Annotated in this window: 13 protein-coding genes; 6 read left to right on the forward strand and 7 right to left on the reverse strand. The window is 61.1% G+C overall.

Annotated features, from left to right (window positions below; translation table 11 throughout):
• The first annotated feature begins 2 nt into the window (after positions 1-2).
• The gene (locus AC0X69_RS23460) at positions 3-881 is read left to right on the forward strand and encodes a TniQ family protein (protein WP_510175247.1); all 879 of its coding nucleotides are present in this window, start codon (positions 3-5) and stop codon (positions 879-881) included.
• A 147-nt stretch (positions 882-1,028) separates the two neighbouring features.
• Here the strand turns inward: AC0X69_RS23460 and scpB are convergent, their stop codons facing one another.
• Together scpB and AC0X69_RS21595 are read right to left on the reverse strand one after the other, a co-directional pair.
• Positions 1,029-1,694, reverse strand: coding sequence for an SMC-Scp complex subunit ScpB (scpB, locus tag AC0X69_RS21590; RefSeq protein ID WP_109027268.1), 666 nt, complete (start codon positions 1,692-1,694; stop codon positions 1,029-1,031).
• A 124-nt stretch (positions 1,695-1,818) separates the two neighbouring features.
• A complete protein-coding gene (locus AC0X69_RS21595) occupies positions 1,819-2,937 on the reverse strand; it encodes a DUF1403 family protein (RefSeq protein ID WP_109027267.1) in 1,119 nt (372 codons plus the stop codon).
• 254 nt (positions 2,938-3,191) lie between these two features.
• Here AC0X69_RS21595 and AC0X69_RS21600 point away from each other — a divergent pair, with 254 nt between their 5' ends.
• Positions 3,192-4,430, forward strand: a complete 1,239-nt coding sequence (locus tag AC0X69_RS21600; RefSeq protein ID WP_482613584.1) for a site-specific integrase — start codon at positions 3,192-3,194, stop codon at positions 4,428-4,430.
• Between the two features lie 51 nt (positions 4,431-4,481).
• Here AC0X69_RS21600 and AC0X69_RS21605 read toward each other — a convergent pair whose 3' ends face one another.
• The 5 genes from AC0X69_RS21605 to AC0X69_RS21625 all read right to left on the reverse strand — a co-directional run bounded on the left by AC0X69_RS21605 (position 4,482) and on the right by AC0X69_RS21625 (position 12,787).
• Complete coding sequence (locus tag AC0X69_RS21605) at positions 4,482-4,808, reverse strand: integration host factor subunit alpha (RefSeq protein ID WP_482613586.1); 327 nt, start codon at positions 4,806-4,808, stop codon at positions 4,482-4,484.
• Between the two features lie 476 nt (positions 4,809-5,284).
• Complete coding sequence (repC, locus tag AC0X69_RS21610) at positions 5,285-6,655, reverse strand: plasmid replication protein RepC (RefSeq protein ID WP_482613587.1); 1,371 nt, start codon at positions 6,653-6,655, stop codon at positions 5,285-5,287.
• Between the two features lie 187 nt (positions 6,656-6,842).
• Positions 6,843-7,826: a plasmid partitioning protein RepB gene (repB, locus tag AC0X69_RS21615; protein ID WP_482613588.1), complete on the reverse strand. Its 984-nt coding sequence runs from the start codon at positions 7,824-7,826 to the stop codon at positions 6,843-6,845.
• Positions 7,823-9,034, reverse strand: a complete 1,212-nt coding sequence (repA, locus tag AC0X69_RS21620) for a plasmid partitioning protein RepA (protein ID WP_482613589.1) — start codon at positions 9,032-9,034, stop codon at positions 7,823-7,825. Before repA ends, repB begins: the two co-directional genes overlap by 4 nt.
• A 2,530-nt stretch (positions 9,035-11,564) precedes the next feature.
• Positions 11,565-12,787 (reverse strand): IS3 family transposase gene (locus AC0X69_RS21625; RefSeq protein ID WP_482613590.1). Its coding sequence is split into 2 segments (ribosomal slippage): positions 11,565-12,439 and positions 12,439-12,787, totalling 1,224 coding nucleotides; the frame shifts between segments, so codons are not numbered across the junction.
• A 627-nt stretch (positions 12,788-13,414) separates the two neighbouring features.
• Between AC0X69_RS21625 and AC0X69_RS21630 the strand changes: the two genes are divergently transcribed.
• From AC0X69_RS21630 to AC0X69_RS21645, 4 genes are all read left to right on the forward strand, one after another.
• Entirely contained in the window at positions 13,415-14,161 is a 747-nt protein-coding gene (locus tag AC0X69_RS21630) for a polysaccharide biosynthesis/export family protein (protein WP_482613591.1), read from the forward strand.
• A 132-nt stretch (positions 14,162-14,293) separates the two neighbouring features.
• Entirely contained in the window at positions 14,294-15,109 is an 816-nt protein-coding gene (locus AC0X69_RS21635; protein WP_482613592.1) for a polysaccharide biosynthesis/export family protein, read from the forward strand.
• 41 nt (positions 15,110-15,150) lie between these two features.
• Positions 15,151-17,448 (forward strand): GumC family protein, encoded by a 2,298-nt coding sequence (locus tag AC0X69_RS21640; protein WP_482613593.1) that lies wholly within the window; start codon positions 15,151-15,153, stop codon positions 17,446-17,448.
• Positions 17,429-18,082, forward strand: coding sequence for a J domain-containing protein (locus AC0X69_RS21645; protein ID WP_482613595.1), 654 nt, complete (start codon positions 17,429-17,431; stop codon positions 18,080-18,082). Before AC0X69_RS21640 ends, AC0X69_RS21645 begins: the two co-directional genes overlap by 20 nt.
• Positions 18,083-18,093: the final 11 nt, after the last annotated feature.

Below are 18,093 nucleotides of genomic sequence, written 5' to 3' on the forward strand. Positions count from 1 at the left end.
CGATGCTGATCAACGCCGCTCGGCGGCCCTTGCCGGTCGTCCTCGACCCGACGCCCGACGAACTTCTTTCATCGTGGCTTCATCGTCATGCAGCTTTCTATGGGCTCACGGAGCCCATGCTCATCTCGTGGCTAAAGCTCGAATCGAAGAAGCTGCGTAGCCTCGACTTCCGCCCAGGTCTCGGCCAGATCGCACGCATCGTAGATTCGTTTCGCACTGATCCAATGGATGTTGTCGCCATGACGCATACAGCGCTTCCAATCGAGGTCGCGGCACTGGTTGGAAGAGGCAAGCCGATTCAATTCTGTCGGACATGCTGCGAGCGACATCGCGCGGCTGACACTCCGGGAGCGGTTCTAAAAAGCTGGCTTGAGGCGTGGCGCGTTACTTGTCCTCTATGCGGTTCGCCGCTCTCAGAAATCGAGGGACCTCGTGCCGGCTGCGATACCGTCCGAAACACGAGCCCATTTGGGGACCATTGGGACGCCGCCAAAATCGGAGAGGAGCTTGTCAATCGTCACTTGCGGGGCGAGCCGACGCCGCTAGCATCCCCTATTGCGATGATGCGGCTTTTGCTGATCTTAAATCGCCCGCAGACGACGCAGCCCCCCGAAGGCTACAATAAGAGCTGGTTGCTCAACGAGATCGTTCCAGGATTTGACGCCGAAGCATTACGCATAGCGCCGTCCATCAGCAAAGGCGCAAACGCTATGGTGCCGCTCTATTTACGCATCGCGCTACTCGCCGGTCTCGCAGTCGCCGCGAAAAACGCGGCGGATACGATTCAGCGCCTGCGCCCCTTCTGTCGCCCCGTCTATCGAAAGCGATTCGACGAGCTCGCCTACGCCGCGCTCGGGATGCCGCTGGAGTTCTCAATTTAAGCGTCAAAGCTCGAAAATGCGCGCCGAAATTCTCAAATATGATGTCAACGCGCCGCGCGAACAGGGATTTTCTAATCAAAGGATGTATCCTGACACTGGGCCTACGCGCAGCCGGTCGCACTCAAAGACGTGGCCTGAAAACAGCGGTTACCCATCATCGGCGGACAGACCTAAAGCGCCGTCGAGATCGGCCTCCGGTTGCGGCCTCTCCAAAAGCCCTTCGTCTTCGAGCCGTTCGATATCGGGAAGCTCGCGCAATGTCGCGAGTCCGAAGACCTCCAGGAATTTCTTGGTCGTCACATAGGCGAACGGCGCGCCGGGCCGAGGCGCGCGCAAGGCGCCGTCGATCAGGCCATGGCGCTTGAGCGCGCCGATGACGTCGCGGCTGATCTCTTTGCCGGCGACCGACGAGAGTTCGGCGCGGGTGGCGGGTTGCAGATAGGCGATCGCGGTCACCGCCAAAATCTCGGTCGGCGTCAATTCGGGCGCGCCCGCAATGCGCAGATCGCCGCCGGCCGCCGCGCGGATCGCCGGCGCGAAACGCGGCCTGGTGCGCAGCTGATAGCCGCCGGCGACAAAGACGAGTTCATAGGGTCTCGCGCGTAAATCGTCGCGGATGTCGGCGATCAGGTCGTCGAGATTGCAGGTCGCGCCAACCAGCCTGGCGAGCGTCTCGCGCGATACCGGGGTCCGCGCGGCGAAAATCACCGCTTCGACGCGCCCCATCCACTCGCGCCAGCGCACGGCTTCCGGCAACTCCATAAGCGCGGGATCGAATGACTCGTGCAGCTCGCTTTTTTGGGGGCGGCCCATGTTTGCGCCTCACATTGGTTCTTGCCGCGTTTGCTTCATCAAAGCCGCTTGCTCTTTGCTCGACAACGCATTTTTAAAACGTGTTTCCCGCGCCGAACCGGCGTCCACTTCGACTGGAAACGCTTCAGAGCCCATAAAGCCGGAAGCTCGCGCGCCCCGAGAGCTCTCGCACGGCGCGAAGTTCAATGAGCCGATCAAACAGACGCCGCGCGCCGCGGTCGGAGAGCCTTGCCGTTTTCGCCGCGCGCGCCGGCGTCACGCAATCATCGGCGAGCAGCATCTCGATGACCGGCGCCGCGCTCTTGGCCCGCAATTTCGGCGCGGCGTCGAGAAGTTTTTGCGTTTGGCGCGACAAGGCGCCAGCGACATCGATCGCCTCACCCGCCGCAAGCGCGTAGGCGCCGGCGAGCGCGGTCGACCAGTCGCTGTCGCGTGGACGCGCTCGACGGCCGTTTTGACCGCGGCGCAATGCGGGATGCGCGACCACCGTGGCCAGCAGCGGAATTGGCGCCTTCCAGCCGAGTTTTTGCGCCAGCGCGACATCGGCGAGCCAGAGGACAAAGATTTCCGCATCGATTGCAGGGACGGCCGCGAGACAATGCATCGCCGCTTCGCTCACGCGCGCGGCCGCGGCGAGCGGCTCGTCGGCCTTTATCATGGCGTCACGCAACGCGCCGGCGAGACCCTGCGCGTCCATGGCGCTCGGCGCCCCAACATGTTCAGCGGCGATCGCCAATGTCGCTGCGTCAAATTTCACGGAGCGCGACGCAAACAGCCGAAATAGGCGATGCAGGCGGCCGGCCGGGCTGGTCTCGCCGCCGCAGCCGGTGAGATGCTCGGCGTCGCGGAGCGCCGCTTCGTCCTCGCGCAGCCGCGCGAGACGCGCGCAGGCCGCGGCGGCTGTGAGCGCCAGGCGCTGGCGCAGCGCGCCCGAAAAAACCGGCTCGACGCCGAAGTTTTTGCCGGCATTAGAAACATCGACGGAGTCTCTGCCGGCGCTCGAAACATCGGCGCCGGCGCGCAAAATCTGATCGAGATGGGCGATCCCGGCGCCGGCGAGAAACATCGCGTTTCTGACGCCGCCGGCGCCGCCGTTGAGCCTCGCCCAACGCGGAAGCGGCTGGATTTCCGGAAGATTTGGGGGGCGCGACGGGTTTAGAGGACGGCTTCGCACGACGCGCCGCGGGCGCGCCATCGGCGCGGGTTCAAGGCTCAACGGGTGGGGCGAATCGCTTTCCAACATGCGCGGAATCGTAGGCGCGGAACGGGTCCAGCGGCAAGCCACGGCGGCGCTTTATCGTTAAATTTAGCGCCATATCCGCCCTGCTTGTCGGCTCTCCCACATGTCCGATAATGTGCGCTTATCGGACATGATTCGAGCCGCCCGGAGTTCCGGGCGCTCAGCTTCGAAATCGGCCGCCTGGAGCCTTCCGAGGCGTCGGATTTTCGCGCCTAAGAGCGAGGCGAGCCCCCAGACGGGCGCAAACGGAGGACGAGATGGCCGATCGGGAAGACGAAAAAGGCGGTCCGCCGCTCGCCGCGCCCGCCCCCTCCCCGCCGCATCTCGCCGCGCTCTCGGAAAAAGCCCGCGATTACGCCCGCGCCGCGCGCTCGCAAAACACCCAGCGCGCCTATGACGCCGACTGGCGGCAGTTCGCCGCCTGGCTGCGCCGGCAGGGTCTTGATCCCCTGCCCCCGAATCCGCAGACCGTCGGCCTTTATCTCGCCGCCTGTATGGAGGGCGAAGTCTCTGCCGGCGCGCGAAACATCGGCGGAATCTCTGCCGGCGCCCGAAACATCGGCGCCGGAGGCCGCGCGCCGCTCAGCGTCGCCTCGCTCGAGCGCCGGCTTTCAGGGATTTGCTGGCGCTACCGCCAGCTCGGGGAACCGCTCGATGCGCGCGACCGGCATATTTCGACCGTGCTCGCCGGCATTCGCCGCCGCCATGGCCGGCCGCCAGCCCCGAAAGAGGCGATCTTCGCCGACGAGCTCATCGCCATGCTGGCGACGCTCGATATGGACCTGCGCGGCCTGCGCGACCGCGCCATTCTGGCCGTCGGCTTCGCCGGCGGCCTGCGCCGATCGGAAATCGTCGGGCTCGATTGCGGGCCCAATCAGACCGACGACGGATCCGGCTGGATCGAGATTTTCCGACCCGCGCGGTCGCCGGACAGCGCGCCTGAGGAGGTTGCAGGCGATCCTATGTTTGAAGCGCCCGAGCGCGCTGCGGCCGGCGCCGATGCGTCGAGCGCCGGCAAACGAACTGGCGCGGATAGATCCAGCGCCAGCCACAATGAAGGCGGCCTACTGTTAACGATCAACGGCAAGACCGGCTGGCGCGAGGTCGAGATCGGTCGCGGCTCTTCCCCCCTCACCTGCCCCGTCGCCCTGCTCGAGACCTGGATGCGTCTCGGCCGGATCAGCCACGGGCCGCTGTTTCGGCCTGTCGCGCGCAAGAACGGCGGCGTCGCCGCAGAGCGGCTGACCGACAAACACGTCGCCCGGCTGGTGCAGAAAACGGCGCTCGCCGCTGGCATTCGCGGCGAGCTGACGGAGGGTGAACGACGGCTCGCCTTCGGCGGTCATTCGCTGCGCGCCGGGCTCGCCTCGTCGGCGCAGATCGAGGAAGCGCATGTGCAAAAGCACCTCGGCCACGCCAGCCCCGAAATGACCCGGCGCTATCAGCGCAAGCGCGACCGCTTCAGAGTCAATCTGACCAAGGCGGCAGGTCTCTGAGGAGCCTCCGCCGTGATCGGATACGCGAAGCCGCCCGGGCGTCGATCACGATCACAGATCAGCCTCAGGCGACTGATTCATCATGGCGACGAGGGCGCGCGCCGGTCTGAAGGTCAAGACTCGGCGCGCAATGATTAACGCCGGGGCGCGCGTTTTTGGATTCCGGCCGATGCGGGGGTTCTTGCTGCGCACCCTGAAAGCGCCAAAACCGTGCAGTTTTACGGCTTCGCCGCTCACCAGCGCTTCGGTGATCTCCTCCAGAACGACGTCAACAATCTCGTCGGCCGCGCGCCGCTCCAAAACGCTGCAACAGGCATAAACAGCCGCCCGCAAATCCGCGCGGGTGAGCGCGCCTTTGCCGTGGCGCTCTGTTTTCATCCAACGTCCCCCGAGCCTAAAGGATAACCGCAAGCGCCCAAATGGCGCAAACTCGCGAGAAGGCTCGCGAGTCGAGCGGATTTTCGCGCTGCGTGTCGCCCCTGACATGGGGACGACCGCCGAAAATCGCCGAGTTCCCGACATCGGGCTCTCTCGCTCGAAGTCCCGCCGCCGCCGCGTAGGACGGTTGAAGAGCTGAAACACACCGCCAATTGCATCGTCATCGGGTCGCTCGCCGCGTCGCCGCTCCTTCGAGACGGCCAGATGGATGCACGCGGAGCGAGGGTCTAGTGGCGCTCGTCGAAAGCATCGCGCGCAATCCGAACCTTCGCCTCGGCGCGCCCCTCGAAGTCCAGGTTCAGCAGGCGCCGCCGCCGGACGCCGGAACCCTCTTTCGCCGCAAGCACGTTCGGAAAGCCCCGAACTGGCGAAGGTTCGGCGCTTTCGGGCGCACCCCGCCATGCTCGACGGCGCCATCAGCCTGCACTCTTGCGTTCACGCGCCGCCCTGGCCGATTTTCCGCGCAGCAGCGCCATCAACACAGGACCAAGCGAGAATTCCCCTTCTCGCGCTTTGGCCGTCAAAACACGCAAATAGCCGCCGGCGCTCTTGATTTCATCGCCCCTCTGCAGGATCGCGGCGATGACGATTGACGCATCGTGCTCGCCCATGACTTCAAGCGCCTGTTTCCAGGCGTCCGGCGACACGCCAAGCGCCGAGCGCACGACTGCAGCGGCGTCGATGAGATCGCGCCAGCAGGAAAGCTCTCCGCCTTTGGCGTAATCGACGATCTCAGGACAGGCTTGCAGCACCATGCCGAGCGGATAGGTTCGAGGTGGCGATTGTTGGCGATCCCGGATTTTCAGACCGGAACCCTCTATTTCAGCCCCCCCTGCCCTATCGGCGTCCGTGGCATCGGTGTTTGGCCTCAGCGGTTCGGCCCTGCCTTCTTGAAGGTCAGGTTCAAGATCAGGAATGTTTGTGATTTGATTCTGTATGTGCCGCTCAGTTTGAGACTCATTGCCGCTTATATCTTGGCATTTTACATGTGTTTCCAGCACCTTCTCCATCTCCGCCGCGAGGGCTGACAAGTCGCCGGCGAGCGCCCCTAAGTCCGTCCTTGCAAGGTTCCGCGAATAGCGGCCCATCAACGCAAGATAGCGCCTGTGAAAGCCCTCCCAGTCGGAGATCTCCTGTCCATCGATCGAAACCGCGCCGAAGCGAACGCCTTCTTCCATGCCGGTTTCGATCATCTTGACGATGTCGCGTCGCACGATCGTGATTCTTTCGCGTAGCAGCGCGATCGCGCGGTTCTCGGCGCGAACTTCTGCGGCGAGATTTTCGATTTCGACCGCGCGCGCGATCAAGGGCGTCAGATCGAAGCCGAAGGCCTCCTCGATCTCGCCGCCCTGCCCTCTTCGTGCGAAGCGTTTACCGTTCGGCGAGTCGCGCCTGATGATCAGCCCCGCCTCGACAAGCGCGGCGAGGTGGCGGCGTAGCGTCGCCGGCGCCATGCCGTGGGCGCGGATCGACAGCTCGCGGTTCGAAGGAAACACCACGATTCCTGGCGCGGGCGAATCGTGCTCTCCTTCCTGGACTTCGACGGCTGGCAGCGTCAGCGCCGTTTCCTGGTGGAAGCTAAGCAAAGCGTGAAGGACCGAGAGCGCCCGATCGGTGACGCCAAGAGGCCCCTTGGCTTCTGTGAGCGCGCGGAACAGTCGCCATTTGTGAACGGCCGTCTCGGACGCATCTGGGCTTAATGCGAAGTCTCGAGACGCCGCCTGCGCCGCCACCATGGCGAGCGACAGCGATCGCCGCCCAAAGGGCGTCGTTGGATGTGATCGCATGATCCTTTGCCTCGTTCAGGCAAAAGAAATCTGCTCGCCGAAACGGCGTCGACTCTTGACAGCGATTCGCGGAAGTGTGATTCTCTCAGTTGCGACACATTGAGAAGGGCTTCCGAGCGGAGACGTTTCGGGGGCCTTTTTCTTTTGCGAGTTTCCTTTTCCGGTTAAATTTTACGCAACGATCCGCTTACGCACGACGTGTGCGGAATTCCTCATAAAGCTCGTTCAGGCGCTCGATGACGTAGGCGCCGAAATCTGGCTCAAGCTTCTCGTCGAAACGCACGGTAGTTGCTTTGGCGTCCCGACTGATTCGGGCGAGCGCCGCGCCATCAGGACGCTTCCAAACCTCAGAGCGATCGGCTGTGGCGGATTTCTCCATCGCGACTGCGAGCGCTTTGAGAAATCGCGCGTCCGATTCGGACGGCAGATTGGGGTCGGAAAGCGCGGTTTGCACGCGATCAAGCGTCTTCCGCGCACGCAACAATTCGGCGAGTTGCAGCCACCGCCGTCGGCCGGTTTTTGGCGCTGGACCAATCGCGTGAACCAATGTCTGGGGCAGGGCGCGCGCGACGGTGATCAGCTTCGAGAGCTCTGTTTTATCCGTCGAGAGCGCCGCCATGATCACATTGCGGTCGTGACCGCTATCTTCGAGTGATTTTGCAAACAGCGCGCGCTCGATGAAGGATAGATCCCGACGTGCGGTGTTTTCTATCCCTTGAGCGATGATGAGCTGTCGATCATCGAGGCTACGGACGACAGCTTTGATCTTGATTCCGAGCTCTTGGGCGGCTTTCAAGCGGCGATGCCCGTAGGCTGCTTGATAGGCGCCGCTACGCGTCGGATGGGGCCGCACAAGAATCGGCACTTCCTGTCCGTGGGCGCGCAGCGATTCCTTGAGAAGTTCAAATTCAGGATCGTCGGGGCAGGGGAGCCTATCCCTTATGAACGAAACGTCGACGCATTCTGGATTTAGTTCCACGACGGCGGCGCCTGTTGCGAGCGCCTCCTGGAGCGCCCGGGACTCTTCGGCCATCCGATCGAGCGTCAAGCTCATCGTCCGCACCGGTCCGGCAAGCACCCTGTCTGGGTTGGCGGCCTTGGAGGGTTCCGCGGAGTTGGCCGCGGCCAACTTGCTCTCGAGTAGCGCAGTGAGGATGTTCCGTCGGGTCATGGAATTCGTCCCCATGTTCGAAGGATGAGCCCGAGAATTTCGCTGTTGACCGCTTCAAGCGACTCGATCGCGCGATCATATGTGGCGCGCCCGATAGCCCCACGTTCGAGTTCGTAGAGCGATTGCTTGGTAAGGCCTGCGTCGGCGATCGCCGTCGATTTCCAAGCGGTCGCGGCAAGAACCTCTTCGCCGAAGAGGTTGCGAAGAAGCGCCACGACCTGCGACTGCGGCCCGTCGTGTGGTTCGTGCCGGGTGATGACGTACCGAATGAAATCATGATGCAGATCGCCGCCCGCCTTCCGGACAACCGCCATGAGGTCAGAGGCCATCAGTAGGAACTGCGACATCGAGGCGACGTCGACCATCTGGGGGTGGATCGTGATGAGCAACGCCGTCGCCGCGCAGAGGGCCCCAAGCGTCAGATAGCCAAGCTGCGGCGGGCAGTCGACGACGACGATGTCGTAATCGGACTCAATCTCCGCGAGGGCGTTGCCGACGCGCTCGAAGAACATGCCTCCAGGCGCACGCGACGCGAGCGCTAACGCCTGTGGCGTTTCATGCTCGAACTCCATCAACTCAAGATTGCCTGGAATTAGATCAAGTCCGTCGAAATAAGTTTGGCGAATGCAGGCGCGGACTGGACGGCGCGCGCCGTCATATCGGATCGAGCCGTAGATTGTGTCGCCTTCCTTGAGGTCGAATTCAGGCTGCAACCCGAGCATTGCGGATAGCGACGCCTGAGGATCCAGATCAACCGCAAGCACCCGAAATCCGGACAACGCGAGATATTGCGCGAGATAAAGACAAGTCGTCGTCTTGGCGGAACCGCCCTTAAAGTTTACGCAGGCGATGGTCTGCAATTTTTCGCCGGCTCGACGATGGGGCAGGACGGACAGCGCCTCACGCGGCTTCGCTGAGGCGATGTGCCGACGCAATTCATTGATCTGAGTAAGCGTATACGATCGTCGCCCCGACGCGTTCGTTTCGGGCAGGGGCCCGATGCCGTCTAGCGACAGCTGGCGGAGGTAACCGTCCGATACGTGTAGGAGCTTCGCGGCTTCTCCCGAAGAGAAGGGGCGGAGCGATTTGTGGCTGTCGGGAGGAAAGAGCCTCGTGCCGAGCGCCTGAAGCTGCTCAGACAACAGTCGGGCGTGCGCGGAGATTCGCGCGTCGGATGTCGCTGGCGTTTCGATTGCGCGCGTGTCCACGATTTTATTCCGCGATACGAATTCAAGGCGTAAGTGGCTTTTCTTTCGTATCAGGAACACGATTCGGTATTTCCGGCAACGCTTTTTGGGTAAACAAAAACTTAACTCACATATCTCGAGACAATTTGCGCCTAAAAAGTTGGCCGCGGCCAACCCGCGGCTCGCCAGCTGCTAGCTTATGAGCCATTGCCAAACCGCCCTGCCGAAATTCCCGTCGCACACGCCTTGCACGATGTCAGAGCCGGGGACCGCGATCACGGCGATGGGCAATGTCTCAAGCGTCGCGTCACCGCGCTGGACGCAGCGTTCGAGTGACGGACGATTCGAAAGCGGCCTGAGGGACCGTTTCGATTCTCGACTCCGCGGGAAGCAATTCGCTCCGCGCCTTTAGAACCGCCGCCATGGGGCGCCGGACCACGCACGGCGTCGAGAGCTACCCAAATCCGCAGATGATCGTTGCAGTCGGCTTCATCAGCGAAGGCTGCGATCCACACGGCAGACTGCTTGCGTCTCGGCAAGCTTCTTGGCTTAGGAAATCGCGAATGTCGATCATCGACGCGGTCAACGCGAGGCATTGAGTCTTGAACCTGAACGGGAACGCCGGACGAGCCGGTCTCGAACGCGTATAGTTCGGCGAGATGATCGCAGAACTCGAACGTATTGGGCGTTCGTTAAAGCGACAGCTTTTGCGAGACTAGCCGCTCCAGTTCGATCGACGGATTTTACTGGCCGTCCTGCTCCCGAGCGCGCCGGTCTCGTTGTCGTCGAGCGTGGGATCGATGCGCTCCGCCTTGCGATGGAGGGGGTGGACAAACGACCAAAGCACGTCAGGAAAACCGTCTTCGAGTCAGGCGTTGAGAAAGAAACTCGGAAACGATTCGACGGCGGTTCCAAGGGTGCAGATGCGGTAAGGAAGGGCAGGGGATGCTGATCCGGCTCGTCTTTCAAAGAGAAGGCGAGTTCGTCGAGGAGATGCGACGAAGACTATCTGTGTGACGCGTCATAGCGGAAAGGCTGATTTTGATTATCATGACCAGTGTGCTTCCGCTTATGATCGCGTCGATCACGGGCTGCGATCTTGAGCTACGGGAAAACGCGCCGTACCCGAGGGCTGAAGCGCCGCGGAGAACGTTTCCCGCCTTCTTGTTTGGAGTGCGAAATTGGCCGGCGCAAGAGCGTCGGGCGGCGTAAAGAAGTTTAAGGGACAGTTGCTAGCAAGCAAGCCGCTTGTGGCACATCGCTGCTCTCTCAAGTCGCGCGCCGCCCTCTCCAGGGTGGGCACCTGAGCACACTTCGCCCCCGCAGAATGCAGGGCTGACGGTTGGAGAGTCGCTGGGGCCTTGGCCTATCGTGGTCGCGACGCTGGCTTATAGGCTATTATCGAAATCTGCCTCGATGAAAACCGAACCGGCGCGATGCTCTTGAGCGAGAGAACGCTCTCGATCCCTTCGCCAGAAGGAACAGAGCTGGGTTGATCGCGCAGCGACGCGCCATGAAGATTGGCGGAAAATTTTTTTTGCGCGCCCAGATAGGCTTCGGCCTTTTTGCCGGCGATCGGTAATGCGGCCGCACAGACTTTGCGCGTGAGCGCGATCGTGTCGCGTTCACTCAAGTCGAGTTCACCACGCTTTGTAGGTGTCTCGCGCGGCGCACACAAAAAGCGCCGCGCCTCGTCGAGCGCGCGCCGTCGAGTCATATCCCGCGCGCCCCGATCAGATCGAGAAGTCGCCGCATTGCTCCGTCGAGCCGTCGGTCCAATGTACTCGTGCCCCTGCCTGGGAGTGGGCCCCTGAGTCCGACAATAGGCTGCGGCCAGGATGATTATTGACGTCGCCGACGATCGGGCAATCGCCGGATCGTCGGCCGCTCGAGAGATAATGCCGGGCACACAGCCTCGACATTCTCGGCTGGCCGCGCAAAGTCTTTTCGCAGGACTTTCGATCGCCTACCGCTCGGGTCAAGCATTAGTGGCGTTGCGGACGCAAGGCGCGACAGTGAATGCCGGTCGAGGAGTTTCCCGTCCATCGTCACGGCCTCGTCGCCGAGCGGCGCGAAGACGGCAGCTTCCAGCCGATAATTTCCGCTGCAAGACCGAACGCCTTTACTCGATCGACGCCCGTGTCGCCGAGACCGCGACGACTGCTAGCCGCTGACGATTCATCACTAGAGACCACTTCAGAACGAGGCCATCGGCGAGGATCAGACTCGCGCCATCCTACATGAGGGCGGCGACGCCACTTGCTGACGCAGGGCAGGGCGCCAGCGCCGGAGGGTTCGAGGAGCGCCGCGCGATCGGGGGAACCGAGCCGGCCTACGATGCGCTCGCCCTCGTCGGTTAGCAGCCAATAGACCCACGCCGTTGCATTCGGTCAGACGGCTTTAGACCGGAAGCACCCCCGGCGACCAGATGGAACGTGATTTCCTCGAGTTCGGGAACTGCGGTGACCTCTACCCTAGACCGCATGAAACTAGTTCGCGCTCACTTCCTGCTGGAGTGCACCCCGTTTGCCCGGACATCGGGCGGGGCTGCTTAAGCACTGAGGCGGATGAACTCCCGAGGGGATCGGAACTTCAGGCCTGAGTGCGGGTGAACCTCGCAATAATCCTCGATCCAGCCGGGCAGTTTGGCAAGGATCGTTTCGGCGTCTGACAAGACGGCAAGCCTCGCGTAATCGCGTTTGAGCGTCTTCACAAAGCTTTCCGACATGCCGTTGCTTTCGGGGCTGCGCACGGGCGTGAACAGCAGCGTCAGGCCAAGCGCACGGGCCGTATCCGCGGTGTCGGCGGCGATGTAGGCGCTGCCATTGTCGGAGAGCCACTCGACCCGGTGCGGGACTTTCAAGGCGCCAAAGCGGCGCTCGACGGCGGCGATCATCAGATCGCGCACCATCTCGCCCGAGACCCCGCCATTGGCGACCGCCGACCAGGCGATGATCTCGCGATCGCAGGCGTCGATGACGAACAGCACGCGCACGACCTCGCCGTTGCGAGCGCGGATTTCGAGATGATCCGAACACCAGCGGCAATTCGAGCGCAGCGCGATGACGACGCCGTCATGGGTGCGGCCCGGCCAGCGCGCGGTATGTCGTTCGAGTGTCAGGCCGTTGTTCTGCATGATCCGCAGCACACGCTTGGCGTTCACGGGCGGCTTGCCCTCGGCCCGCAACTTTCGGTTCGCCAGCGCGCAGATGCGGCGATAGCCATAGGTCGGGCGCTCGTCGACGATGGCGCGGATGAGCGGGGCGATTTCGACGTCCCCGGCCTTGTGGTAGCGGCCTCGGGGCTTGGTCATGCCCTTCTTGCGCGCGGCGAGATTGGAGCGGGCGACGCCCAGCGTTTCGGCGACGGCGCTCATCGGGAAGCGTCCGGCTTCCACGACACGAGCGGCAAGATCGGTTTTTTTGCGCGCGCCGTGTCGAGAGCCTCCCGGAGGATCTCGACCTCCATCGTCTTCTTGCCGAGCAGGCGCTCCAGTTCACGGACCTTCTTCTCGAGATCGCGGACCTGCGAGGCGCCGACCACATCCTCGTCCGCCGCGACGGCAGCCTGACCGCCCTCGGCCATGCGGCGCTTCCAGGCAAAGAGCTGAGACGGGGCGATTCCGGCTCGACGCGCGACACAGGAGACGCTCATGCCGGGCTGCGACGCTTCTTCGACAAGGCGAACCTTCTCGGCCGCGCTCCAACGCCGACGGCGCTGAACAGAGGTGATGACTTCGACGCGCGAAACGGGCGTCTCGGGGGCATTGGTCATAGTCGTATTCATAGGCTTACGCCTACGCCTTATCGGCTATGCCCGATGTCCGGTCAAAACGGGGTGCACTCCACCTGCCAATGGGAGCGCTCCAGCACATCGACGGAAATCGCATCGCGATTGACGGCCGCAGCAGTCGCGCGCGCGGCTGAACGGAGCGGGATTTGGCGTTGATGTTGGCGGTCTCCAGCGCCGCTGGATCGAGTTCATTGATTGTCTCGGGGTTTGACCGGCGCGAGACGCTCTCTCCTCAAGCTTCTCCCGCTCGTCCTCCGGCAAAAGCCCTCTCGCTCTCCTTCCTTTCAGCCGCGATGCTTGCCAACCAGCCAGCGCTGCTTCAGCCGCGACCTTCCGCCCAGGTCGCACTCAAGCCAGTTCACGCACGGACTAAGTTTTTAAACAACGCGACAATGTCGCGGAGCCTCTCCGCAAAGCCATACTTAAGCCGCCCTTTGGACTTAGACGACAGTACGTCTCGAAGGATTTGAACATGAGATGAGAGTGATGCATTTTTTTTGGACGTCTATTATCCCCTCAGGAGAGAGAAGCGACTCACCGCTAACTTGCCCTTCTGGTGGGCTGCGAGCGGCCAGTTCTGCAATCAATTTCAGTCGGCAGGCGACCGTGATGGTGGCGGCTAAAGCGGGATCGTCGGCAGCGTCAAGTTTGGCGTTTGTCGGGCTGGCATGCCTCGCTGCTTTGACCGCCTGCACGAGCACACCGGGCGATACAGGAGTCGTGTCCGGGGCGCCGGCCGCCAGTCAAGCGGAAATTGCCCGAGCCGCCGGCAAATATGTAGCGACTTCGACACCGGGAGCGGCAGGCTATCTGGTCGGGCCGCAGGACGTCTTGGACGTTACGGTTTTCAAGGCGCCAGATCTGTCGAAGACCCTCCAAGTCGCTGAGGATGGAACGATCAATCTGCCGTTGACGGGACAGATGATGGCCGCCGGTAGGAGTCCGTCTCAGTTGGAGCGCGATATCCAGACGCAGCTCAACGCACGCTATCTGAAATCGCCGCAGGTCACAGTGTTTGTCAAAGAGTACAATAGTCAGCGCGTCACCGTAGAAGGCGCGGTCAAAACTCCCGGCGTGTTCCCGCTACGTGGCCACGAGACGCTCATGCAAGCGATCGCCAAGGGTGGCGGCCTCGATCGAGAGACCGCCTCGAGCAGTGTGGTCATCTTTCGCACGACTGACGGCGCGCGCACTGTCGCGCGCTATGACATTAGCTCCGTTCGCAGCGGCGGAGAGCCTGATCCGCAAGTATTGCCTGGCGACGTCATCGTCGTTGATGATTCCATGGCGAAACAGGGTCTACAGGTTTTTCTCAAACTCACGCCCCTCGCAACGCCCATACATTATTTATTCTGATGTCATGGCAACGCTTTAGCGCCCAGCTGAAGCGAGCTAGTATCACCTCAGGCCTCCAAACAGAGCCGATCGGACATGAGACTAAACGAGACGAAGTTTTTGGACGTCTGCTGTAATCCCTCGGAGGGAAGAATGACGCCGTGCTCCCCTCCCGTGCACAGCCCACGGAAACTGAATTTCTTCAATCGCTTGGTGCGGTGGGCTACTTTTAAAGATGTAGCTTCGGCCCTGCGCAATTTGGCGCTGATCGCTTTTGGGTTGGCATGTGTCGCTTCCTTGAATGCCTGCACCGGCACTCCGGGTGATGCAGGAGGCCTCTCCGGGCCGCCGGCTGGTCAGGCGGATATAGCGCGAGCCGCCGGCAAATATGTAGCGTCCTCAACGCCAGGAGCGGCAGGCTATTTGGTCGGGCCGCAGGACGTCTTGGACGTTACGGTTTTCAAAGCGCCGGATCTGTCGAAGACGCTGCAAGTCGCTGAGGATGGCACGATCAATCTGCCATTGACAGGACAGATGATGGCCGCCGGTAGGAGTCCGTCACAGTTGGAGCGCGATATTCAGACGCGGCTCAACGCACGCTATATGAAATCGCCGCAGGTCACAGTCTTTGTTAAAGAATACAATAGTCAGCGCGTGACCGTGGAAGGCGCGGTCAAAACTCCCGGCGTGTTCCCGCTGCGTGGCCACGAGACGCTGATGCAAGTGATCGCCAAGGGCGGCGGACTCGATCGACAGGTCGCCTCGGCCAATGTAGTCATCTTTCGCACGACTGACGGCGCGCGCACTGTCGCGCGCTATGATCTTGACGCCATTCGCAGCGGCGGAGCGCTTGACCCGCAGGTGTTTCCCGGGGACGTGGTCGTCGTCGACGACTCCATGGCAAAACAGGGGCTGCAAGTTTTTCTTAGACTCACGCCTCTCGCAACGCCGATCGCTTACCTTTTCTAGTCGCACAGAGCCATCTTTCGCGCAGAACCGAATGGGAAAATATGACCAACGATCATCACAACGAATTGCTACCTGAGGGCGAACCGCCTGCGAGCGGCGCCATCGTGGAGCGTCGTGTGGAGTCGACGAGTCTGAGCGACCCATCGCGCGACGCTGGTGGGTATGCCTACGGGGCGCCTCCCATTGAACCGGGCTTCGATTTACGCAATGTTTTGCGCATTCTAAATAAGCATAAGCGGCTGATTGGCGCAGTCGTGGGCGCTTTTTTTGTTCTAGGCCTTTTACACGTCTTGCTGGCGACGCGACTCTATACCGCGACGATTCGACTGCAGATCGACCGCAACGCCGCAAAAATCATCGAAGGCGGCAATGTCATGCCCGTCGAGGGCATCGACATGGAATTCTACAAGACTCAATATGAACTCCTGCAGAGCCGCAGTCTTGCGGAAAGAGTGGCGGCGCTCAGCCATTTTTCACGCGATCTGGCTGGCGAGGCTTCAGGGCGCGAGTCGCCTGAACAAGCCAAGCGCGAGCACGACGCGGTAGAGACGATTGTCTTGGGTCGCACCGTAAAACCTGTGACGGGTTCGCGCTTGGTGGACGTTAGCTTTACCGACACGAGCCCAGGGCGCGCGCAGAAAGTCGCCAATGCTTTTGGCGAAGCCTTCATCGCAGCCACTCTCGACAAACGCTTTCAGGCAAATGCTTACGCCAAATCTTTTCTAGAGGATCAGCTGCAGCATTTGAAGCAGCGCTTGGAGGAGGCCGAGAAAGCTCAGTTGGCTTTCGCAGAGAAGGAGCAAATTGTCGCCACAACGGATAAGGCGTCGATCTCGGAAAGCAATCTCGCCGCCGCCAACGCGGCCCTGGGCGGCATTATCGCCGAGCGGATCAAGAATGAACAATTGTGGCGGCAGGTCGAAACCGCCTCGGGATTCGATCTCCCACAAATATTGAGCAATAAGGCAATCGAGGATTTGCGCGCAAAGCGCAACGAGTTGGCGACCGAATATCAAGAAAAGTCGGAGACATTCCGCGCTGATTATCCTGATATGGTGAAACTCAAAAATCGTATCAAAGAAATCGATCGCCAACTTGGTTTCGAGATCAGAACGATCAAGAACTCGCTAAAATCGGCCTTCGAAGCCTCACAAAATCAAGAAAATGAAATGAAGCGACGCGTGGAGAGCCTGCGCAATGAAACTCTGGATCTGCAAAAGAGAAGCATACAGTACAATCTGCTAAAGCGCGAGGTCGAAACGACCCGCGCGCTGTATGAGAATCTGCTGCAGCGATACAAGGAAGTCGACGTCGCGGGCGGCGTCGGCTCGAATAACATCTTTATCGTCGACGCGGCCGAATTGCCCGATAGTCCAAGCTCCCCCAAATTGCTTAAGTCAATGGCGCTGGCGCTGGCACTTGGCCTGATGTGCGGAGTCGGAGCGGCCTTTGCCCTTGAGCATTTCGACGATAAGATTTATTCGCCATTCGACGCCGAGCAAGCAACTGGACTGCCTCTCCTCGGCGTAATCCCATTGGTCAAAGACCCCAAAGCGCTTACCGAGCAATTCGCCGATCAGCGCTCACTCCTTTCGGAGGCGTATCGATCGGCCTGCACATCGCTGCAATTTTCGACCGAGGCGGGGCTGCCAAAATCAATTCTGATTACGAGCGCAACCCCTGCGGAAGGAAAATCAAGCACAGCCTATGGCGCTGCTCGGCAATTCGCTGCGATGGGCCTAAACGTTCTGCTCATAGATGCCGATCTTCGCCGGCCGTCCTTGCACAAGAAACTGGGACTCGACAACACTTTCGGCCTGTCGAGCTATCTCACGCGCAACTGCGAAATGCGCGAAGCCATTCAGCGAAATGAAGGAGAAAAGATTTGTTATTTGCCGGCCGGCCCAATACCCCCCAACCCAGTGGAACTGCTGAACGGATCGCGATTCGCCTCACTTCTAAGCGTATCCGGGCAAGCGTTCGATTTGGTTATCATTGACGGCCCACCGGTCGCGGGAATGGCTGATACGCTCGTGCTGGCGAACATCACGAATGCTACGCTTTTTGTGATCGCGGGCGGGGAGGGGCGCGTAAGTAGCGTTCGCAACGCGCTCAAGCGGCTGGCGCAGGCGCGTTCGAGACCCGTTGGCATGATCCTAAATAAGTTCGACGCCAGGACGGCCAGCTACGGATACGGATACGGATACGGTTATGGATATGGTTACGGGGAAGACTACGAATATGGCCACGACTCCGCTGTAGCCACGCCGCCAAGCGATACGCCCCCGAATTCCCTCGAGCCGCGACAGAAGCTGGGCAATGACGCAGTCGTCGGTTGAAGACGAGATCGCTGCCGTGAGGGCTGCGCTATATTTGATAGCGATTCCGTCGCATTGCGGGCAATTGCGAAATGCTCCCTTGCCCGACGGCGTTTACGCCCTGCTTCGCATTGTTGCAAATGATGGAGACGCTATCGAACGTTACGCGGAGCACTTGGAAAAAACCCCGACAGAATTGCGGGAAGCTGCAGCGTTCTACTTGGAACAAATTTTACTAACGCCAGGCGCTGACAGCTATCGAGTTCTGGGAACGCAGCGACATGCGCCAGCGACTGAGTTGCGCCGAAATCTTGTGCTGCTTTGTCGATGGCTACACTCGGATATGTGCGAAGACCTTCCCCGTACGATATTTTTTTTGCGCGTGATGCAAGCCTGGAACGATCTCAAAACACCCGAACGTCGCGCTGCATATGACGAAGGTCTGGGCGTTCCGGCGTCCGCAATGAACCCGTCACGCGCAAATAAAATCTCCCGAGATCGAAAAGAAGTGAAGCGAAAGGGTGTTGACCGCTGCGAGCGAAGAGGAAAGCCCGGGCAAGAGGAGCAAGCAACACTAATGATGGGGCTGCGAGAAAGCCGCTATAAGGGCCTGTGGCGCTTCATAATGTTCGGGCAGGGGTGGCGCCCCCGTTGAACGCAGCTCAC

The sequence above is a fragment of the Methylocystis sp. Uni0008 genome (assembly GCF_056838045.1).

Coding starts and splice junctions, on each gene's coding strand:
- AC0X69_RS23460 (WP_510175247.1), top strand. CDS start 3: ATGCTGATCAACGCCGCTCGGCGGCCCTTGCCGGTCGTCCTCGACCCG.
- scpB (WP_109027268.1), bottom strand. CDS start 1,694: ATGGGCCGCCCCCAAAAAAGCGAGCTGCACGAGTCATTCGATCCCGCG.
- AC0X69_RS21595 (WP_109027267.1), bottom strand. CDS start 2,937: ATGTTGGAAAGCGATTCGCCCCACCCGTTGAGCCTTGAACCCGCGCCG.
- AC0X69_RS21600 (WP_482613584.1), top strand. CDS start 3,192: ATGGCCGATCGGGAAGACGAAAAAGGCGGTCCGCCGCTCGCCGCGCCC.
- AC0X69_RS21605 (WP_482613586.1), bottom strand. CDS start 4,808: ATGAAAACAGAGCGCCACGGCAAAGGCGCGCTCACCCGCGCGGATTTG.
- repC (WP_482613587.1), bottom strand. CDS start 6,655: ATGCGATCACATCCAACGACGCCCTTTGGGCGGCGATCGCTGTCGCTC.
- repB (WP_482613588.1), bottom strand. CDS start 7,826: ATGACCCGACGGAACATCCTCACTGCGCTACTCGAGAGCAAGTTGGCC.
- AC0X69_RS21630 (WP_482613591.1), top strand. CDS start 13,415: ATGGTGGCGGCTAAAGCGGGATCGTCGGCAGCGTCAAGTTTGGCGTTT.
- AC0X69_RS21635 (WP_482613592.1), top strand. CDS start 14,294: ATGACGCCGTGCTCCCCTCCCGTGCACAGCCCACGGAAACTGAATTTC.
- AC0X69_RS21640 (WP_482613593.1), top strand. CDS start 15,151: ATGACCAACGATCATCACAACGAATTGCTACCTGAGGGCGAACCGCCT.
- AC0X69_RS21645 (WP_482613595.1), top strand. CDS start 17,429: ATGACGCAGTCGTCGGTTGAAGACGAGATCGCTGCCGTGAGGGCTGCG.